Annotated in this window: 14 protein-coding genes; 8 read left to right on the top strand and 6 right to left on the bottom strand. The window is 51.8% G+C overall.

Going from position 1 to position 14913, the window contains the following annotated elements; genetic code table 11:
• Complete coding sequence (gene rnk, locus FJM65_RS01300; protein ID WP_140618594.1) at positions 1 to 414, top strand: nucleoside diphosphate kinase regulator; 414 nt, start codon at positions 1 to 3, stop codon at positions 412 to 414.
• A gap of 369 nt (positions 415 to 783) precedes the next feature.
• On the opposite strand, the gene FJM65_RS01295 is transcribed toward rnk, so the two are convergent.
• Together FJM65_RS01295 and FJM65_RS01290 are read right to left on the bottom strand one after the other, a co-directional pair.
• The gene (locus FJM65_RS01295; protein WP_140618592.1) at positions 784 to 4170 is read right to left on the bottom strand and encodes a methylmalonyl-CoA mutase family protein; all 3387 of its coding nucleotides are present in this window, start codon (positions 4168 to 4170) and stop codon (positions 784 to 786) included.
• Between the two features lie 108 nt (positions 4171 to 4278).
• Positions 4279 to 4458, bottom strand: a complete 180-nt coding sequence (locus tag FJM65_RS01290) for a hypothetical protein (protein ID WP_140618590.1) — start codon at positions 4456 to 4458, stop codon at positions 4279 to 4281.
• Positions 4459 to 4664: 206 nt separating this feature from the next.
• Between FJM65_RS01290 and lepA the strand changes: the two genes are divergently transcribed.
• The 5 genes from lepA to FJM65_RS01265 all read left to right on the top strand — a co-directional run bounded on the left by lepA (position 4665) and on the right by FJM65_RS01265 (position 10794).
• The gene (lepA, locus tag FJM65_RS01285) at positions 4665 to 6449 is read left to right on the top strand and encodes a translation elongation factor 4 (RefSeq protein ID WP_140618588.1); all 1785 of its coding nucleotides are present in this window, start codon (positions 4665 to 4667) and stop codon (positions 6447 to 6449) included.
• A gap of 19 nt (positions 6450 to 6468) precedes the next feature.
• Positions 6469 to 7020 (top strand): class IV adenylate cyclase, encoded by a 552-nt coding sequence (locus tag FJM65_RS01280; RefSeq protein WP_219855930.1) that lies wholly within the window; start codon positions 6469 to 6471, stop codon positions 7018 to 7020.
• 30 nt (positions 7021 to 7050) lie between these two features.
• A complete protein-coding gene (locus tag FJM65_RS01275) occupies positions 7051 to 7932 on the top strand; it encodes a bifunctional 5,10-methylenetetrahydrofolate dehydrogenase/5,10-methenyltetrahydrofolate cyclohydrolase (RefSeq protein WP_140618586.1) in 882 nt (293 codons plus the stop codon).
• 270 nt (positions 7933 to 8202) lie between these two features.
• Positions 8203 to 8856 (top strand): 7-carboxy-7-deazaguanine synthase QueE, encoded by a 654-nt coding sequence (locus FJM65_RS01270; RefSeq protein WP_140618584.1) that lies wholly within the window; start codon positions 8203 to 8205, stop codon positions 8854 to 8856.
• Between the two features lie 6 nt (positions 8857 to 8862).
• Positions 8863 to 10794, top strand: coding sequence for an OmpA family protein (locus FJM65_RS01265; protein WP_140618582.1), 1932 nt, complete (start codon positions 8863 to 8865; stop codon positions 10792 to 10794).
• A 61-nt stretch (positions 10795 to 10855) separates the two neighbouring features.
• Here FJM65_RS01265 and pyrE read toward each other — a convergent pair whose 3' ends face one another.
• A complete protein-coding gene (gene pyrE, locus FJM65_RS01260; RefSeq protein ID WP_140618580.1) occupies positions 10856 to 11494 on the bottom strand; it encodes an orotate phosphoribosyltransferase in 639 nt (212 codons plus the stop codon).
• 109 nt (positions 11495 to 11603) lie between these two features.
• Between pyrE and FJM65_RS01255 the strand changes: the two genes are divergently transcribed.
• Entirely contained in the window at positions 11604 to 12284 is a 681-nt protein-coding gene (locus tag FJM65_RS01255) for an NUDIX hydrolase (RefSeq protein WP_140618578.1), read from the top strand.
• Here the strand turns inward: FJM65_RS01255 and coaD are convergent.
• From coaD to FJM65_RS01240, 3 genes are all read right to left on the bottom strand, one after another.
• Positions 12241 to 12717 carry a pantetheine-phosphate adenylyltransferase gene (gene coaD, locus FJM65_RS01250; protein WP_140618576.1) on the bottom strand — a complete coding sequence of 159 codons (477 nt, stop codon included), beginning with the start codon at positions 12715 to 12717 and terminating at the stop codon, positions 12241 to 12243. The two genes, FJM65_RS01255 and coaD, sit on opposite strands and share 44 nt — an antisense overlap.
• A 171-nt stretch (positions 12718 to 12888) precedes the next feature.
• A complete protein-coding gene (locus tag FJM65_RS01245) occupies positions 12889 to 13776 on the bottom strand; it encodes a DUF3822 family protein (protein ID WP_140618574.1) in 888 nt (295 codons plus the stop codon).
• An 86-nt stretch (positions 13777 to 13862) separates the two neighbouring features.
• The gene (locus FJM65_RS01240; protein WP_140618572.1) at positions 13863 to 14348 is read right to left on the bottom strand and encodes an NUDIX domain-containing protein; all 486 of its coding nucleotides are present in this window, start codon (positions 14346 to 14348) and stop codon (positions 13863 to 13865) included.
• A 37-nt stretch (positions 14349 to 14385) separates the two neighbouring features.
• On the opposite strand from FJM65_RS01240, the gene FJM65_RS01235 reads away from it, so the two are divergent.
• Complete coding sequence (locus FJM65_RS01235) at positions 14386 to 14859, top strand: PaaI family thioesterase (RefSeq protein WP_140618570.1); 474 nt, start codon at positions 14386 to 14388, stop codon at positions 14857 to 14859.
• Positions 14860 to 14913: the final 54 nt, after the last annotated feature.

Raw genomic sequence — 14913 nt, 5'->3', positions numbered from 1 at the left:
ATGGACAACAACGTGATTTATTTAACCGAGCAAGACTACAAGCGTCTTGTAGACCTGATTCAGGTGCAGCGGCAGGGCAACGGAACCGCCGCTAACATTGGCCAGTTAGGCGAGGAATTGAAACGCGCCAAGCTTGTAGCTTCTGACGAGATTCCCGCGAATGTCATTACTATGAACTCCAAGGTATTGCTGCGAGATCTGCAGAAAGGCACAGAGATGGAAATCACACTGGTTTATCCGAAAGATGCAGATATCAGTTCCCGTAAAATATCGATACTTGCGCCAGTGGGCACGGCCATCATAGGCTGCAAAGAAGGGGATGTGGTGGAGTGGCCGGTGCCGTCCGGCACGATCAACTATAAAATAGATAAAATACTTTTTCAGCCGGAGGCGACCGGAAACTATACTTTATAGCCTTGGCTATAAGCAAAAGAGCCCGCTGCACACCAAGTGCAGCGGGCTCTTTTTATGTTTAGGCCGTTCTACAAATAATCTTCCTCGTGCTCATCATAAGTGTCAAACACAAAATCTTTTTCCTGGAACCTACAGGCATAAAGAATGTAGGTAGCTGCCCCAAGCATTATAGCTGTGCCTAGCAGAAGCAGTAACTGGGATTTATCCTGTTTGTTCATACGTTATATCTTGTACCTCAGGCTTATACTTACGTGCACGGACTGTTTCAGGTATAAAGTTGCTGTAATTTATTACAGCCTTATACTTAAAAAGAAAAGCCGGACCACTTGGCCCGGCATTATACTTAAGCTATACCATAAAACATAGCGATTACATGTTCCGGCGATACTGTCCGCCAACCTCAAATAAAGCATTGGTGATCTGGCCCAGTGAGCAGAACTTCACGGTCTCCATCATCTCGGCAAAGATGTTGCCATTGGCAATGGCTACCTGCTGCAGTCGCTTCAGCATTTCCTCTGATTTGTCGGCATTGCGCTCCTGCAGGGCGCGCACCATGTTGATCTGGTACTTTTTCTCTTCTTCCGTGGCACGAATAACCTCTGTCGGGATGACCGTTGGAGAGCCTTTGGAAGAAAGGAACGTGTTCACGCCGATGATCGGGTACTCACCGGTATGCTTCAGGGTCTCATAGTATAAACTCTCCTCCTGGATCTTACCGCGCTGGTACATCGTCTCCATAGCGCCCAATACGCCGCCACGCTCCGTGATGCGGTCGAACTCGGTCAATACCGCCTCTTCCACCAGGTCCGTCAGTTCTTCGATGATGAAGGAGCCCTGCAGCGGGTTCTCGTTCTTCGCCAGACCCAGCTCCCGGTTGATGATCAATTGAATGGCCATGGCACGACGTACCGATGCCTCGGTTGGTGTGGTAATGGCCTCGTCGTAAGCGTTCGTGTGCAGTGAGTTACAGTTGTCGTAAATCGCGTACAGCGCCTGCAGGGTGGTGCGGATATCGTTGAAGTCGATTTCCTGCGCGTGCAGCGAGCGGCCGGATGTCTGGATGTGGTACTTCAGCATCTGCGAGCGGGCATCGGCGCCATACTTGTGCTTCATCGCCTTGGCCCATATTCTGCGTGCCACACGGCCAATTACCGCATACTCCGGATCAATGCCGTTGGAGAAGAAGAAGCTCAGGTTCGGCGCAAACTTGTTGATGTCCATGCCACGGCTCACGTAGTACTCCACAAACGTAAAGCCGTTAGCCAGCGTAAAGGCCAACTGGGAGATCGGGTTGGCGCCGGCCTCAGCAATGTGGTAACCTGAGATGGACACCGAATAGAAGTTTCGCACGTTCTTGTCGATGAAGTACTGTTGCACGTCGCCCATCAAACGCAGCGAGAACTCGGTGGAGAAGATGCAAGTGTTCTGCGCCTGGTCTTCTTTTAGAATATCGGCCTGTACCGTACCACGCACCGCTGCCAGCGTATGCGCTTTGATCGGCTCGTATACTTCGGCAGGCAATACCTGGTCACCTGTTACGCCCAAGAGCATCAGGCCCAAGCCATCATTACCTTCCGGCAGATTGCCCTGGTAGCGCGGACGCTCAGCGCCTTTCTCTTTATACATAGCCTCGATCTTCTGCTCAACCTCTTCCTCCAAGCCATTCTCCTTAATGTAAAGCTCGCATTGCTGATCGATGGCGGCATTCATAAAGAAACCGGTCAGGATAGCGGCAGGACCATTGATGGTCATGGATACGGAAGTCTTCGGATCGGCCAGGTTAAAGCCGGAGTATAGTTTCTTGGCATCATCGAGGCAGCAGATGCTTACGCCGGAGTTACCGATCTTACCATAGATATCCGGTCTATAATCCGGGTCCTCGCCGTAAAGCGTTACCGAGTCAAAAGCTGTAGACAAACGCTTGGCTGGCATGCCTAAGCTCACATAGTGGAAGCGGCGATTCGTACGCTCCGGGCCGCCTTCGCCGGCAAACATTCGAGTCGGATCTTCGCCTTCGCGCTTGAACGGGAACACGCCTGCGGTGTATGGGAACTCACCCGGCACGTTCTCCTGCAGGTTCCACTTCAACAAATCACCCCAAGCCTCATACTTTGGCGTAGCCACTTTCGGTATCTGTAAATGAGATAGAGACTCTGTGTGCGTCTTTATCTTGATCTCTTTGTCGCGCACTTTGAAGACGTAGAACTCATTCTTGTAAGCCTGTACTTTCTCTTTCCAGTTCTCCAGAATCTTCTTGTTCTGGCCGTCCAGGTTTAGCTCTACTTCGGCATAGGCTGCTTCGAGCTGCTTCACCAGGCGGTCTTTGTCTTCCACCTCTATACTTTGCACCGCCTCAATAGACTTCTTGATGCCGTATAGTTTCTGCGCCACCTCGGCTTGGTCAATTGTCCACTTGTCGTAGTTGCGAATGGTTTCGGAGATCTCCGAAAGGTAGCGGGTGCGGCTAGGAGGAATGATGAATACCTTCTCCGACATCTCCTTGGAAGTATGCAGGTTCGAGTTAAATTCCACACCTGTCTTCTTAGAAATAGTCGCCATGATGGCGCGGTAGAGCTGGTTCATGCCCGGGTCGTTGAACTGCGAAGCAATGGTGCCGAATACCGGAATCTCTTCGTCCTTCACGTCCCACAGCTGGTGGTTGCGCTTGTATTGCTTCTTCACATCACGCAGTGCGTCCAGGGCACCGCGCTTGTCGAACTTGTTCAGCGCGATCACATCGGCAAAGTCGAGCATGTCGATCTTCTCGAGCTGTGTGGCGGCACCATACTCCGGCGTCATCACATACAGGCTCATGTCCGAGTGCTCGATGATCTCGGTGTCAGACTGACCTATACCCGATGTCTCAAGAATAATTAAGTCGAAGTCGGCGGCTTTCACAATGTCCACGGCGTCCTGCACATACTTGCTCAGGGCCAGGTTGCTTTGGCGGGTGGCCAGCGAGCGCATGTATACTCTTTCGTTGGAGATGGAGTTCATGCGGATTCTATCGCCTAGAAGGGCACCGCCGGTTTTGCGCTTGGAAGGGTCTACCGAAATGATGGCAATACGCTTCTCCGGGAAATCCATCAGGAAACGGCGCACCAGTTCATCCACTAAAGATGATTTACCGGCACCACCTGTACCGGTTATACCTAACACAGGCGTTTTAATTTCTTTGGCCTGCTCTTTTACTTCGTTAAGTATACCACGGGCTTCCTCCGGAAAGTTCTCGGCAGCTGAAATAAGTCTAGCAATAGCCTTCGGATCTTTGTCGCGCAGGTGCCTGGCCTCGCCGTTCAGGTCTTTTCCTGTCGGGAAGTCGCATTTTTCGAGCATATCGTTGATCATGCCCTGCAGGCCCATGGCACGTCCGTCGTCAGGGGAGTAGATGCGGGCGATGCCATACGCATGCAGTTCCTCTATCTCGGTTGGAAGTATAACACCCCCGCCGCCGCCGAAGATGCGGATGTGGCCGCTGCCACGCTCCTGCAGGAGGTCATACATATACTTAAAGTACTCCAGGTGCCCGCCCTGGTAAGAGGTAATGGCAATGGCCTGCGCATCTTCCTGTATCGCGCAGTCCACGATCTCCTGTACCGAACGGTTATGGCCCAGGTGGATTACCTCGGCGCCAGAGGCCTGGATGATGCGGCGCATAATGTTGATCGAGGCGTCGTGGCCGTCGAACAAAGAAGCTGCCGTAACGATACGGATATGATGGATGGGTTTATAAGGCTCTACTTTAGTAGTTTGCATGCTTATTTTCAGTTTTTTCCAGATTTGTTGCGAATATAGTCATTTTATAGCACATAGTCTTTCCGACAGCTGCCGCCAGACTAAGAGCGGCGCGTAAGAATAATGCTTCTACTGGGTGTTTTTTGGCTTCAGGGCAGCATAAAGCACCGGGCTGAAGTACATCAGGTTTTCCATGATACAGGCCATACTATAAAACTTCTCCAGGTCAACCTCAGGCGTTTCGGCCATGGCAAGCAGAAGCTCGTCCAGGGTATCGTTGAACGCGCTGTTAAACTCTTCTTGTGTCATACTTTTAATTGGGTGCTTCTTTTTAATATAACCATTTCAGCAGCGAATTAATTAAACCGGAGCCTTATTTATCATCCGCAGGAGTATACATTTTACTAAAATCAGCCCTAGCGGAACCTTAACCGCATTTATTTGTTTGCCAAGGTCCTTAAAATCTTCTGACATGAGTATAAGTTTTCTTAACTTTGCTTTTCGTATAGATATTTATGAAGAACATTCGCAATTTCTGCATCATCGCCCACATCGACCATGGCAAGAGTACCCTGGCTGACCGTTTGCTGGAGTTTACCTCTACCGTGGCGGAGCGTGAGATGCAAAACCAGCTGCTTGATAACATGGACCTGGAGCGTGAGCGCGGCATCACCATCAAGAGCCACGCCATCCAGATGAACTACCATTACAAGGGAGAGGAGTACGTGCTGAACCTGATCGACACCCCAGGCCACGTAGACTTTTCCTATGAGGTTTCCCGTTCCATCGCCGCCTGCGAGGGCGCGCTCCTGATCGTGGACTCCTCCCAGGGGATCGAGGCGCAGACCATTTCCAACTTATACCTGGCGATCGGAAACGACCTGGAGATCATACCGGTGCTGAACAAGATCGACCTACCGCACTCCATGCCGGAAGAGGTGTCTGATCAAATCATCGACCTGATTGGTTGCGACAGAGAAGATATCATTCATGCGTCCGGAAAGGCGGGCATCGGTGTCGAAGAGATTCTGAACGCCATCTGTGACCGTATCCCGGCCCCGAAAGGCGATCCGAAGGCACCGCTGCAGGCGCTTATCTTCGACTCGGTGTTCAACTCCTATAGAGGCATCGAAGTATATTTCCGCATTTTCAACGGCACCCTGAAGAAAGGGGAGAAGGTGAAGTTCATCAACACGGGCAAAACTTACGAAGCTGACGAAATCGGTGTGCTGAAGCTGAACCAGGAGTCGCGCCAGGAGATGTCGGCCGGTAATGTGGGCTACCTGATCTCAGGTATCAAAAACGCCAAGGAGGTAAAAGTAGGGGACACTATCACGCATGTGGACCGTCCGGCGAAGGGTATACAGGGGTTTGAGGATGTGAAGCCGATGGTGTTTGCCGGCATTTACCCGGTGGAGACGAGCGAGTACGAGGAACTGCGCACCTCCATGGAGAAGCTGCAGCTGAACGACGCCTCGCTGGTGTGGGAGCCGGAGACCTCTGCCGCCCTTGGTTTCGGTTTCCGTTGCGGTTTCCTGGGGATGCTGCACATGGAGATTGTGCAGGAGCGCCTGGAACGGGAGTTCGACATGACGGTGATCACTACCGTGCCGTCAGTGCAGTTCCATGCCTATACTACAAAAGAGAAGATGGTGAAGGTAAATGCTCCGTCGGAGATGCCGGACCCGAACTATATTGACCACATTGAGGAGCCGTTCATCAAGGCGCAAATCATTTCCAAGTCTGACTTTGTAGGGCCGATCATTACGCTGTGTATGGACAAGCGCGGTATCCTGAAGAACCAGACGTACCTGACCAGCGACCGCGTGGAGATGACGTTTGAGATGCCGCTGGCCGAGATTGTGTTCGACTTCTTTGATAAACTAAAGACCATTTCGCGCGGCTATGCCTCCCTGGACTATGAGCTGATCGGCTTCCGCCCATCCAACATGGTGAAGCTGGACATTATGCTGAACGGCGAGAAGGTGGACGCCCTGAGCGCCATTGTGCACCGCGACAAGGCCTACGACTGGGGCAAGCGCCTTTGCGAAAAACTGCGTGAGCTGCTGCCGCGCCAGATGTTCGAGATCGCAATTCAGGCGGCTATCGGCCAAAAAATCATCGCCCGCGAAACCGTGAAAGCCATGCGCAAGAACGTGTTAGCCAAATGCTACGGCGGTGACATTTCGCGTAAGCGTAAGCTTCTCGAGAAACAGAAGAAAGGTAAGAAACGCATGCGCCAGGTAGGCAACGTGGAGATCCCGCAAGAAGCCTTCTTAGCGGTGCTTAAACTCGACTAACCTCTAAACAAGCCCCGACGTGCCCCTGCGCGCCGGGGCTTGTCGCTTTAAGAATTCCATGTACGCCGATATCACCATTAAAGCTCATTGTCACGATCCTGCCGCAGTACAGACAATCCTGCTGGAGCAACAAGCTGCCTACAAAGGAATGGATGTACAGACTGATACTTTTTATCAGGTAGCCGATGGAATGCTCAAGCTGCGGGAGGGGAACCTGGAGCATGTGCTGATTCACTATAAGAGGGAGCACATGCATGAGGTAAAGCGTACAGAAGTGCTGCTCTATCTTAAGAATCCATCTCCGGAAACGGTGCAGCTCCTTTATGGTGAAGTGCAGGTGTTAGGGCAGGTTAAAAAGCGCAGGAAGATCTTCTTTATCGACAACGTTAAATTTCACCTGGACCAGGTAGATGGTCTAGGTACTTTTGTAGAGATAGAAGCCATAGACCTGAACGGTTCCATCGGGGTGGAGCGGCTGCTGGAGCAGTGTTCGTTTTACCGGGAATTACTTCAGCTAGAGGAGGAAGACCTGGTGGACGATTCTTATTTTAATATGAAGTCCCATATATAATCAAATCACATCATTCATAATCAACTTAACATGACCCTGCTCGACGGTAAAAAAACTTCCGAAGCCATCCAGAATGAAATAGCTGCTGAGGTAGCTGAAATCAGAGCTAACGGTGGCAAGGTGCCGCACCTGGCTGCCATACTTGTTGGCAATGATGGCGGCTCTGTGACTTACGTGAACAACAAAGTACTGGCCTGCGAGCGTATCGGCTTCGGCTCCTCGCTTATCCGCTACGAGGACACCGTGACCGAAGAAGAGCTGCTGAACAAGATAAAAGAGTTGAATGAGGATGAGGAGATAGACGGTTTTATCGTGCAGCTGCCCCTGCCCAAGCACATTGATACCGAAAAGGTAATTGAGGCGGTAGACCCAAGAAAAGATGTGGACGGCTTCCACCCAACGAATGTGGGCCGCATGGTGGCCGGTTTGCCAGCCTACCTGCCAGCCACGCCAGCCGGCATTCTGCAGTTGCTGCAGCGCTACGAGATCGAGACTAAAGGCAAGCACTGCGTGGTGATTGGTCGCAGCAACATCGTGGGCACTCCTATGAGCATTCTCATGTCTAAGGCCGGTTACCCGGGCGATGCCACCGTAACGCTTTGCCACCGTAATACAGTTAACCTGCCATACTTCACCCAGCAGGCGGACATCATCATCGTAGCTGTGGGCAAGCCAGGGCTTATCACGGCAGACATGGTGAAAGAAGGCGCTGTCGTGATTGACGTAGGAACCACCCGCGTTCCGGATGCAAGCCGCAAATCCGGTTTCAGGCTGCGTGGCGACGTGGACTTTGAGAGTGTGGCCGAAAAGTGCAGCTACATCACGCCGGTTCCGGGTGGCGTTGGCCCGCTCACTATCGCCATGCTGATGATGAACACGCTGAAAGCCGCCAAGAAAGAAGTATACGAGTAATCCCAACAAAGCCCTCTCCTAATCAAAGGTGAGGGCTTTGTTTGAACCAGGATTTACCAGATTTAAAAGGATGGCCACGTTGAAAGTCGCACAGCATCTTCATATTTATAAAGAGAAAATCCTGTGAATCTTTTAATCCTGTAAATCCTGATCCTTTTTCGTAACTTTGTGAGTTCTGCAGGAAGTATACTTTATACTTCCTGAAAAGCGGAAACATAAGTATAAATGGCTGTGCTACAAGTACAAAGCACGGCCTGAGGAGAGAAAGCATTGGAAGAAGTTAAAGCAATCAAGACGGCCTCCATACACCAGGTGCCGAAAGACGGCAGTCAATTACCACTAATGGAGGCTTTTTATACTATACAGGGTGAGGGAGGCAACACCGGCACGGCTGCCTATTTTATCCGGCTGGGCGGCTGCGACGTGGGCTGCCACTGGTGCGATGTAAAAGAGAGTTGGGATGCCGAGGCGCACCCACTAACGCCTATTGAAGACATCGTAGAGACAGCCGCGGCCTATCTGGGTAAGGCGGTGGTGATTACAGGAGGGGAGCCGTTGCTCTACAACCTCGGCCCTCTGACGGAACAGCTGCAGGCGCGTGGCATTAAAACCTACATCGAAACCTCCGGTGCCTACCCCGTGAGCGGCAGCTGGGACTGGATCTGTTTATCGCCTAAAAAGTTTAAACAGCCTGATCCTTCGGTGTACCCTTTTGCGCATGAGCTAAAAGTCGTTATATTTAACAAGAGTGACTTTAAGTGGGCAGAGGAGCATGCCGCCAAAGTAGGGGAGCACTGCAGGTTATACCTGCAGCCGGAGTGGGGCAAGGCCAATGAAATGACGCCGCTTATCGTTGAGTACGTGAAAAACAACCCGAAATGGCGTGTGTCGCTGCAGACGCACAAGTACATGGACATCCCATAACACCCTATGAAGTATAAACAGCTGCTAATCGCCTCCCTGATGGTGCTGGGCTCTGCCTCCACCACGCTGGCGCAAAACCATAAACTGAGCACCACCTCGGCCAAGGCAGAGCGTTTATACGAAAAAGCGGATAGCTACGTCCGGGCACGAGATTTTGACCGCGCCCTGCACGCCCTGGACCAGGCCATAGAGAAAGATCCCCAGTTTGCTGATGCCTATCTCCGTGCGGCCAATCTGCACAAAATGATGGGTAACAAAGCTGCTGCCTTTGACTACATGGAAAAAGGCCTGAAACTGTTGCCGTTTACCAAAGGGCAAGCCAATAATTATTTCGAACTGGCCGAGCTATACTTTGACAAGGGCGATTACAAGTCGGCCACCGAATGGTACGAGACTTTCCTGAAGACTGGCTCCAACAATACCAAACTGGTGGAGTGGGCAAAGCGGCAGCTCAAAACCGCTGCCTTTGCGCATGAGGCCATGCAAAAGCCTGTGCAGTTTAACCCGGAGCAGCTGCCCAGCACCCTTAACCGCTTTGGCCTGCAGTACTTCCCATACACCACCGCCGACCAGCGCTATTTTATCTATACTGCCCGCGAGAGCGGCCGCCCGGACCACGACGAGAATATTTATGTAAGCCAGTACAAGGACGGGCAGTGGTTGGCGCCGGTTTCTGTCTCAGAAAATATCAACTCACCGGCCAATGAGGGGGCAGCTACTATCTCCGGCGACGGCAAAACGCTGGTGTTCACCTCCTGTAACCGCCCGGATTCGCAGGGCGACTGTGATCTGTACATCTCCTTTAGAACGGGCAGCGAGTGGAGCAAGCCGCAGAACATGGGCAGCACTGTCAATTCCAAAGCCTGGGACTCGCAGCCGAGCCTTTCCGCCGATGGGCGTACTTTATACTTTACCTCCACGCGTGGGGGCGGCGTAGGCAAGGAGGATATATGGATGACAACCCGCAACGACGATGGCAGCTGGGTAAAGCCCGCTAATTTGGGTAAAGAGATCAACTCCACCGGCCGCGATATGGCACCATCCATACACATGAGCGGTAGCACCTTATACTTTGTGAGCGATGGCCACATTGGCATGGGTGGGCTGGATGTATTTAAGTCAGACAAGAATGAAAATGGGAAGTGGGCGGAGCCGCAGAACCTGGGCTACCCACTGAATACTTTTGCTGATGAGGGCTCGCTCTTCATCACACCCGACAGCGAAATTGGCTATTATTCCCGACAGGTAAACAATGAGGCAGGGATGCCTGGAATCCAACTTTATAGGTTTGATGTTCCCGCCGAATGGCGTAGCCGCGTCACCAGCACCTATGCGCAGGGCCGTGTGTTCGATGCCGCTTCCAAGAAGCCGCTGGCGGCGCAGGTGCAGCTCTACGACCTGGAGGCCGACTCGCTGGTGCAACAGGTAAGCTCAGACAAAGTTTCCGGCGAGTATACGGTGGTGCTGACGCAGGGTAAGCAGTATGCGTTGTACGTTTCTGCGCCAAAATACATGATGAACAGCCGCAGCTTTGACTATACTTCTTCCAAGGCACTGTCGCCGGTGGCGCTGGATGTGTACCTGGACCCAGTAAAATCTGGGGCGGCCATGGTGCTGAACAACCTGTTTTTTGACACGGGCAAGTATAACCTGGAGGCAAAATCAAAAACGGAGCTGGATAAACTGATTTTCTTTATGCAGCAGAATCCGCAGGTAAAGATCGAGATCTCAGGACATACCGATGATGTGGGATCGGACAAAGCCAACCAGCTGCTTTCAGAGCGCCGCGCCAAATCAGTAGTGGACTACCTGGCCAGCCATGGCATCAGCAAAGACCGCATCCGTTACAAAGGCTACGGCGAAACCAAGCCCGTGCAGCCCAACACCTCTGAGAAAAACCGCCAGTTAAACCGCCGCATAGAGATGCGCGTGCTGTAAAGTATAAAGGGAGGCAACGTATAAACGTCGCCTCCCTTTTGCAATTCCTAAATTTTTCTGACTATACGCCCCAGGTCTGCGGCGATTGGCGCCACTCGGCCAACGTGTCCATAGCAGTTTCCTGAATGTAGCCCTGCTTGGCGGCTGCCTCTACCAGCGCGTTATAGTTGCTCAGGCAATAAAGCGGGATGCCTGCCTTTAGGAAATTCTCATCTGCAGTGGCAAAGCCATAGGTAAAAATGGCCGCCATTCCTACCACCTCAGCACCGGCTGCCTTCACAGCCTCAGCGGCTTTCAGCGAGCTTCCGCCCGTCGAGATCAGGTCTTCGATCATCACCACTTTCTGGCCCTCCAGCAGGCGGCCTTCAATCTGATTACCCATGCCGTGCTTCTTTGGCTCTGGGCGTACGTATAAGAAAGGCATCTCCAGCAGGTCGGCTACCAGGGCGCCTTGGGCTATACCTGCCGTGGCTACGCCCGCAATGGCTTCTGCCTCGGGGTACTGCTGCTTTACCAGCTCAGCCAGCTGCTGCTTAATATAACTGCGGATGTGCGGGAAGGAAAGCGTTAAGCGGTTATCGCAGTAGATGGGAGAGTTCCAGCCGCTGCTCCACTTAAATGGCTGCTCCGGTCTTAACTTCACGGCCTCTGTCTCGAGCAGGAACGAGGCCACCTGATGTGCTGTTGTCATAGAATCCATGACCCGAATTTACAGAAATAATCTTCCTTTTTAAGGCTGCGTATTTTGATTGCGACGATTTATTTTTTGTTTTGTATAAATTACGCTTCCACTGGAGCACAAAAACCGCATGAACGTTTTTATCAACGACATTCCGCTTATCCTGAAAAAAGCCACCGACCGTGTTTATAAACATGAGTATGACCTCCTTCTGAAAGCTTCAGATCACTTCACTTCGAAAGACTTGGTGGGCGATGTGCTGATAAAAGAGGCGGATCCGCAGCTGATCGACCGCCTGGTGCGCCTGATGGAGGTGAAAAAGCTAAAAAAGCTGAACTCGCTGACGCTGGTAGCCGACAAGAAAAAGAAGCTGATCGAGCACCTGAAGGATCAGTTCAAAATTGTGAAGGCTGCCGGAGGCTTGGTGCTAAAAGATGGCAAGATCCTGATGATTTACCGCCTTGGCGTGTGGGACCTGCCGAAAGGAAAGCTGGAGAAGAAGGAGAAAGTGCGCGAAGGCGCCGTGCGTGAGGTAGAGGAGGAGTGCAACATCAAAGTAGAGGTGGCGGAGAAGCTGCCGAAGACCTGGCACTCGTATGCGTTTAAAGGCAAGAAGATCCTGAAGAAGACCAGCTGGTACCTGATGGACTGCAGCGATGACAGCCTGATGAAGCCGCAGGCAGAAGAGTTTATCGAGGAGGTGCGCTGGATGACGCCAGAGGAGGTGCAGGAGGTGCTACCTAAGGCTTATACCTCCATCGCCTTCATTATCCGACACTATCTGCAATCTCAGAAAACCGGAAAGGTATAAACTCATCCACGTCGCCGCCAAACCGGTGAATCTCCCGGATAATAGAGGAACTGATGGCGGCCAGGTGCGGTGACGTGATCAGGAACACGCTCTCCAGGTCGTGGTTAACGTGCCGGTTGGCCTGGGCAATGGTGTTCTCGTACTCGAAGTCGGTGGTGTTGCGCAGGCCGCGCAGCAGAAACTGGGCGCCGACCTCGCGCGCAAACTCGGCTGTTAGGCCGGTAAAAACCTGCACCTTTATGTTCGGCTGGTCTTTAAAGAGCTGCGTCATCACCTCAAACATTCTTTTAACCGGAATGTAGCGCTGCTTGCTGCTATTATTGCCAATCCCGACAATCACCTCGTCAAACAACTTTGCCCCGCGCATCACCACATCGTAATGGCCGTTGGTAAAAGGGTCAAAAGATCCGGGGAAAAGGGCGATGCGTTTCATGAGTTTGATTGTTGGATAGCTTAAAGGCTAAAATGTTGATGTTTGCTTTTGGCCGCTCTGATTATTTAGAGAAGGTTAATTGGATTCATTAAAGTATAAACTTGGTAAAATTAGCATGTATAGGTACAACTGCTATTCAACAATTTAACAATCCAACAACAGGCAATTAAATCATTCACACAGGTGCAAGCTGTAAAGCTCGAAGTAGCGGTGCTCGAAAAGATCATGGAACTTGTAACTGTATTCCGCGTCCGAAGGTTTTTTGCCAAGCTTGATATGCCGGATATACTTCTGCAAGATGTGGAATAGGGCAGAGTCGTGGGTGATGTCGCCCCATACGGTGAGCGTTTCCTGCTCGGGGTTCATCTTCTGCTCTTGCATAATAAAGATGATGTAGTAAATAAAGTCTTCCGGGCTGACATATTGGAAGATGTTGCAGAACTCCAGCCCCGTTGGGCCTACAACCAGCAGGGTAACAAAATTGCGCTCTACAAAGGCAAACATGCTGCGCAGCGGCATGCGCGGCGATTGGTGCAGCACGCTCCGGATGAAGGAACTGGTGAGGTGCACCACCTGCAAGTTATCTTCTGTAAAGACCTCGCGCAACGCTTCGTGCAATCCATTATCCAGGGCAAAAATGTTTATAGCCTCCAGTCCGCCGTGGCGGAAGCACATCACATCGTCGAGCTGCGGGTTAAGGTCGGAGTGCAGCCGCAGGTAGTCCAGCTGGTGGGCGGGATCGTAGAGGGTTTCGGGCACCAGCGTAAAGTGCGGGTTGCTAACAGACACGCGGACGTTTTTCCAGTTCTGCTGGTCAAATAGCGGGTTCTCTTGCGCTATCAGCCGAAGCTGCTCGCCCACTTGTAGGGGTGAGAAGACTGTGATCAGCTCATAATCCTCCAGCACTACAAACTTGTTTCGCTCCAGGTTAACGACAGCCAACCGTATGGCCTTTTGGCTGAGGGCGATGTATAAATTGCACTGGCTCGCCTGCGTCAGGGAGAAAGCCTCGTCCTCGATTCGGTGCGAAAGCCTGTAGTGTGTGTGGATGGTGTTCAAAGTATAAAGCGACTGTATATGCTTAGTGGCCGGAAAGCCTTCCTGCAAGTATAAAAAAATTATGGCAAAAGGCAGCGGGCGCTGCTCTATGGGATAAAATAATCCGATAGCCCGTAAAGGTCGTCCAGCGAGAAAAGCAACTGCAGGGAGCGGTGCTTGTCGGCAAACGGGATCTGCTGTATCTGTTTCACCGTCAGCCACTCCAGGTGTTCGATCAATTGCCTGTCTGGGCCGGCCTCGGGGTCTGTGCCGGTCCTCAAGCTTCCTCCTACAGCGTTCACCTCAAAAAAGAATTCAACGGCGTGGAGCGGCTCCTGCAGAAACTCATTGGCAAACAGAAAACGCTTTACTTCTACCTGGAGGCCTGTTTCCTCTTCAAATTCCCGCTTCAGGCACTCTTTTATACTTTCGCCGTACGCTAAGCCACCGCCAGGAGGCGCCCAAAAAGCATTGTTGCCAATGGTGCTGCCGTGGCGCACCAGCAGCAGTTTATGGTCTTGCACACAGATGCCGCAAACACGCACCCGAAGTTTTTCGGCGTAGGCAGCGGCGGCAGGGTTTAAGTCAGGCATGGTTGGTTTAAGGCTGAAATGGTCGTAAATTTACAGAATGATCAAAACGTATAATCCAGATTTTGAGTCTGACATACGCGTAAAGCTGGAGCGACAGGAGTTCATGAAACTCATTGGCTTTACGGTTACAAAGATAGAAGAAGGCAGGATAGAAGGAGAAATAAAACTGGAGCAAAAGCACAGGCAGCACAAAGGGTTTGCCCACGGCGGCGTTATTGCCACGCTGGCCGACATAGTGGCTGGTTTTGCAGCTGTCAGCCTTGTCCCGAAAGACCACCACGTAGTTACCGCCGAGATCAAGGTGTCCTACTTTCACCCGGGGGTGGGCGATAAGCTGATTGCCAAGGGCTATGTGCTGAAGCAGGGTCGCCGGATAAGTTTTTGCGAAGCGGAAGTATATGCCGCAGAAGGAGAGCACCCGCCACAGCTTATTGCCAAAGCCAGCGCCAGCATGGCCACCATCAAGCCGGAAAGCATTACTAAACAAATAGGCGATATTTCTAAAGTATAAGTTGACGGCAGAATTCATACTTATCCTGATCTTTTTGCGCCCTTTTACTGTTCT

The organism is Pontibacter mangrovi (genome assembly GCF_006385705.1).
In the GTDB taxonomy this organism is placed as follows: domain Bacteria; phylum Bacteroidota; class Bacteroidia; order Cytophagales; family Hymenobacteraceae; genus Pontibacter; species Pontibacter mangrovi.
This window is presented reverse-complemented; position numbering and strand designations above follow the sequence as displayed.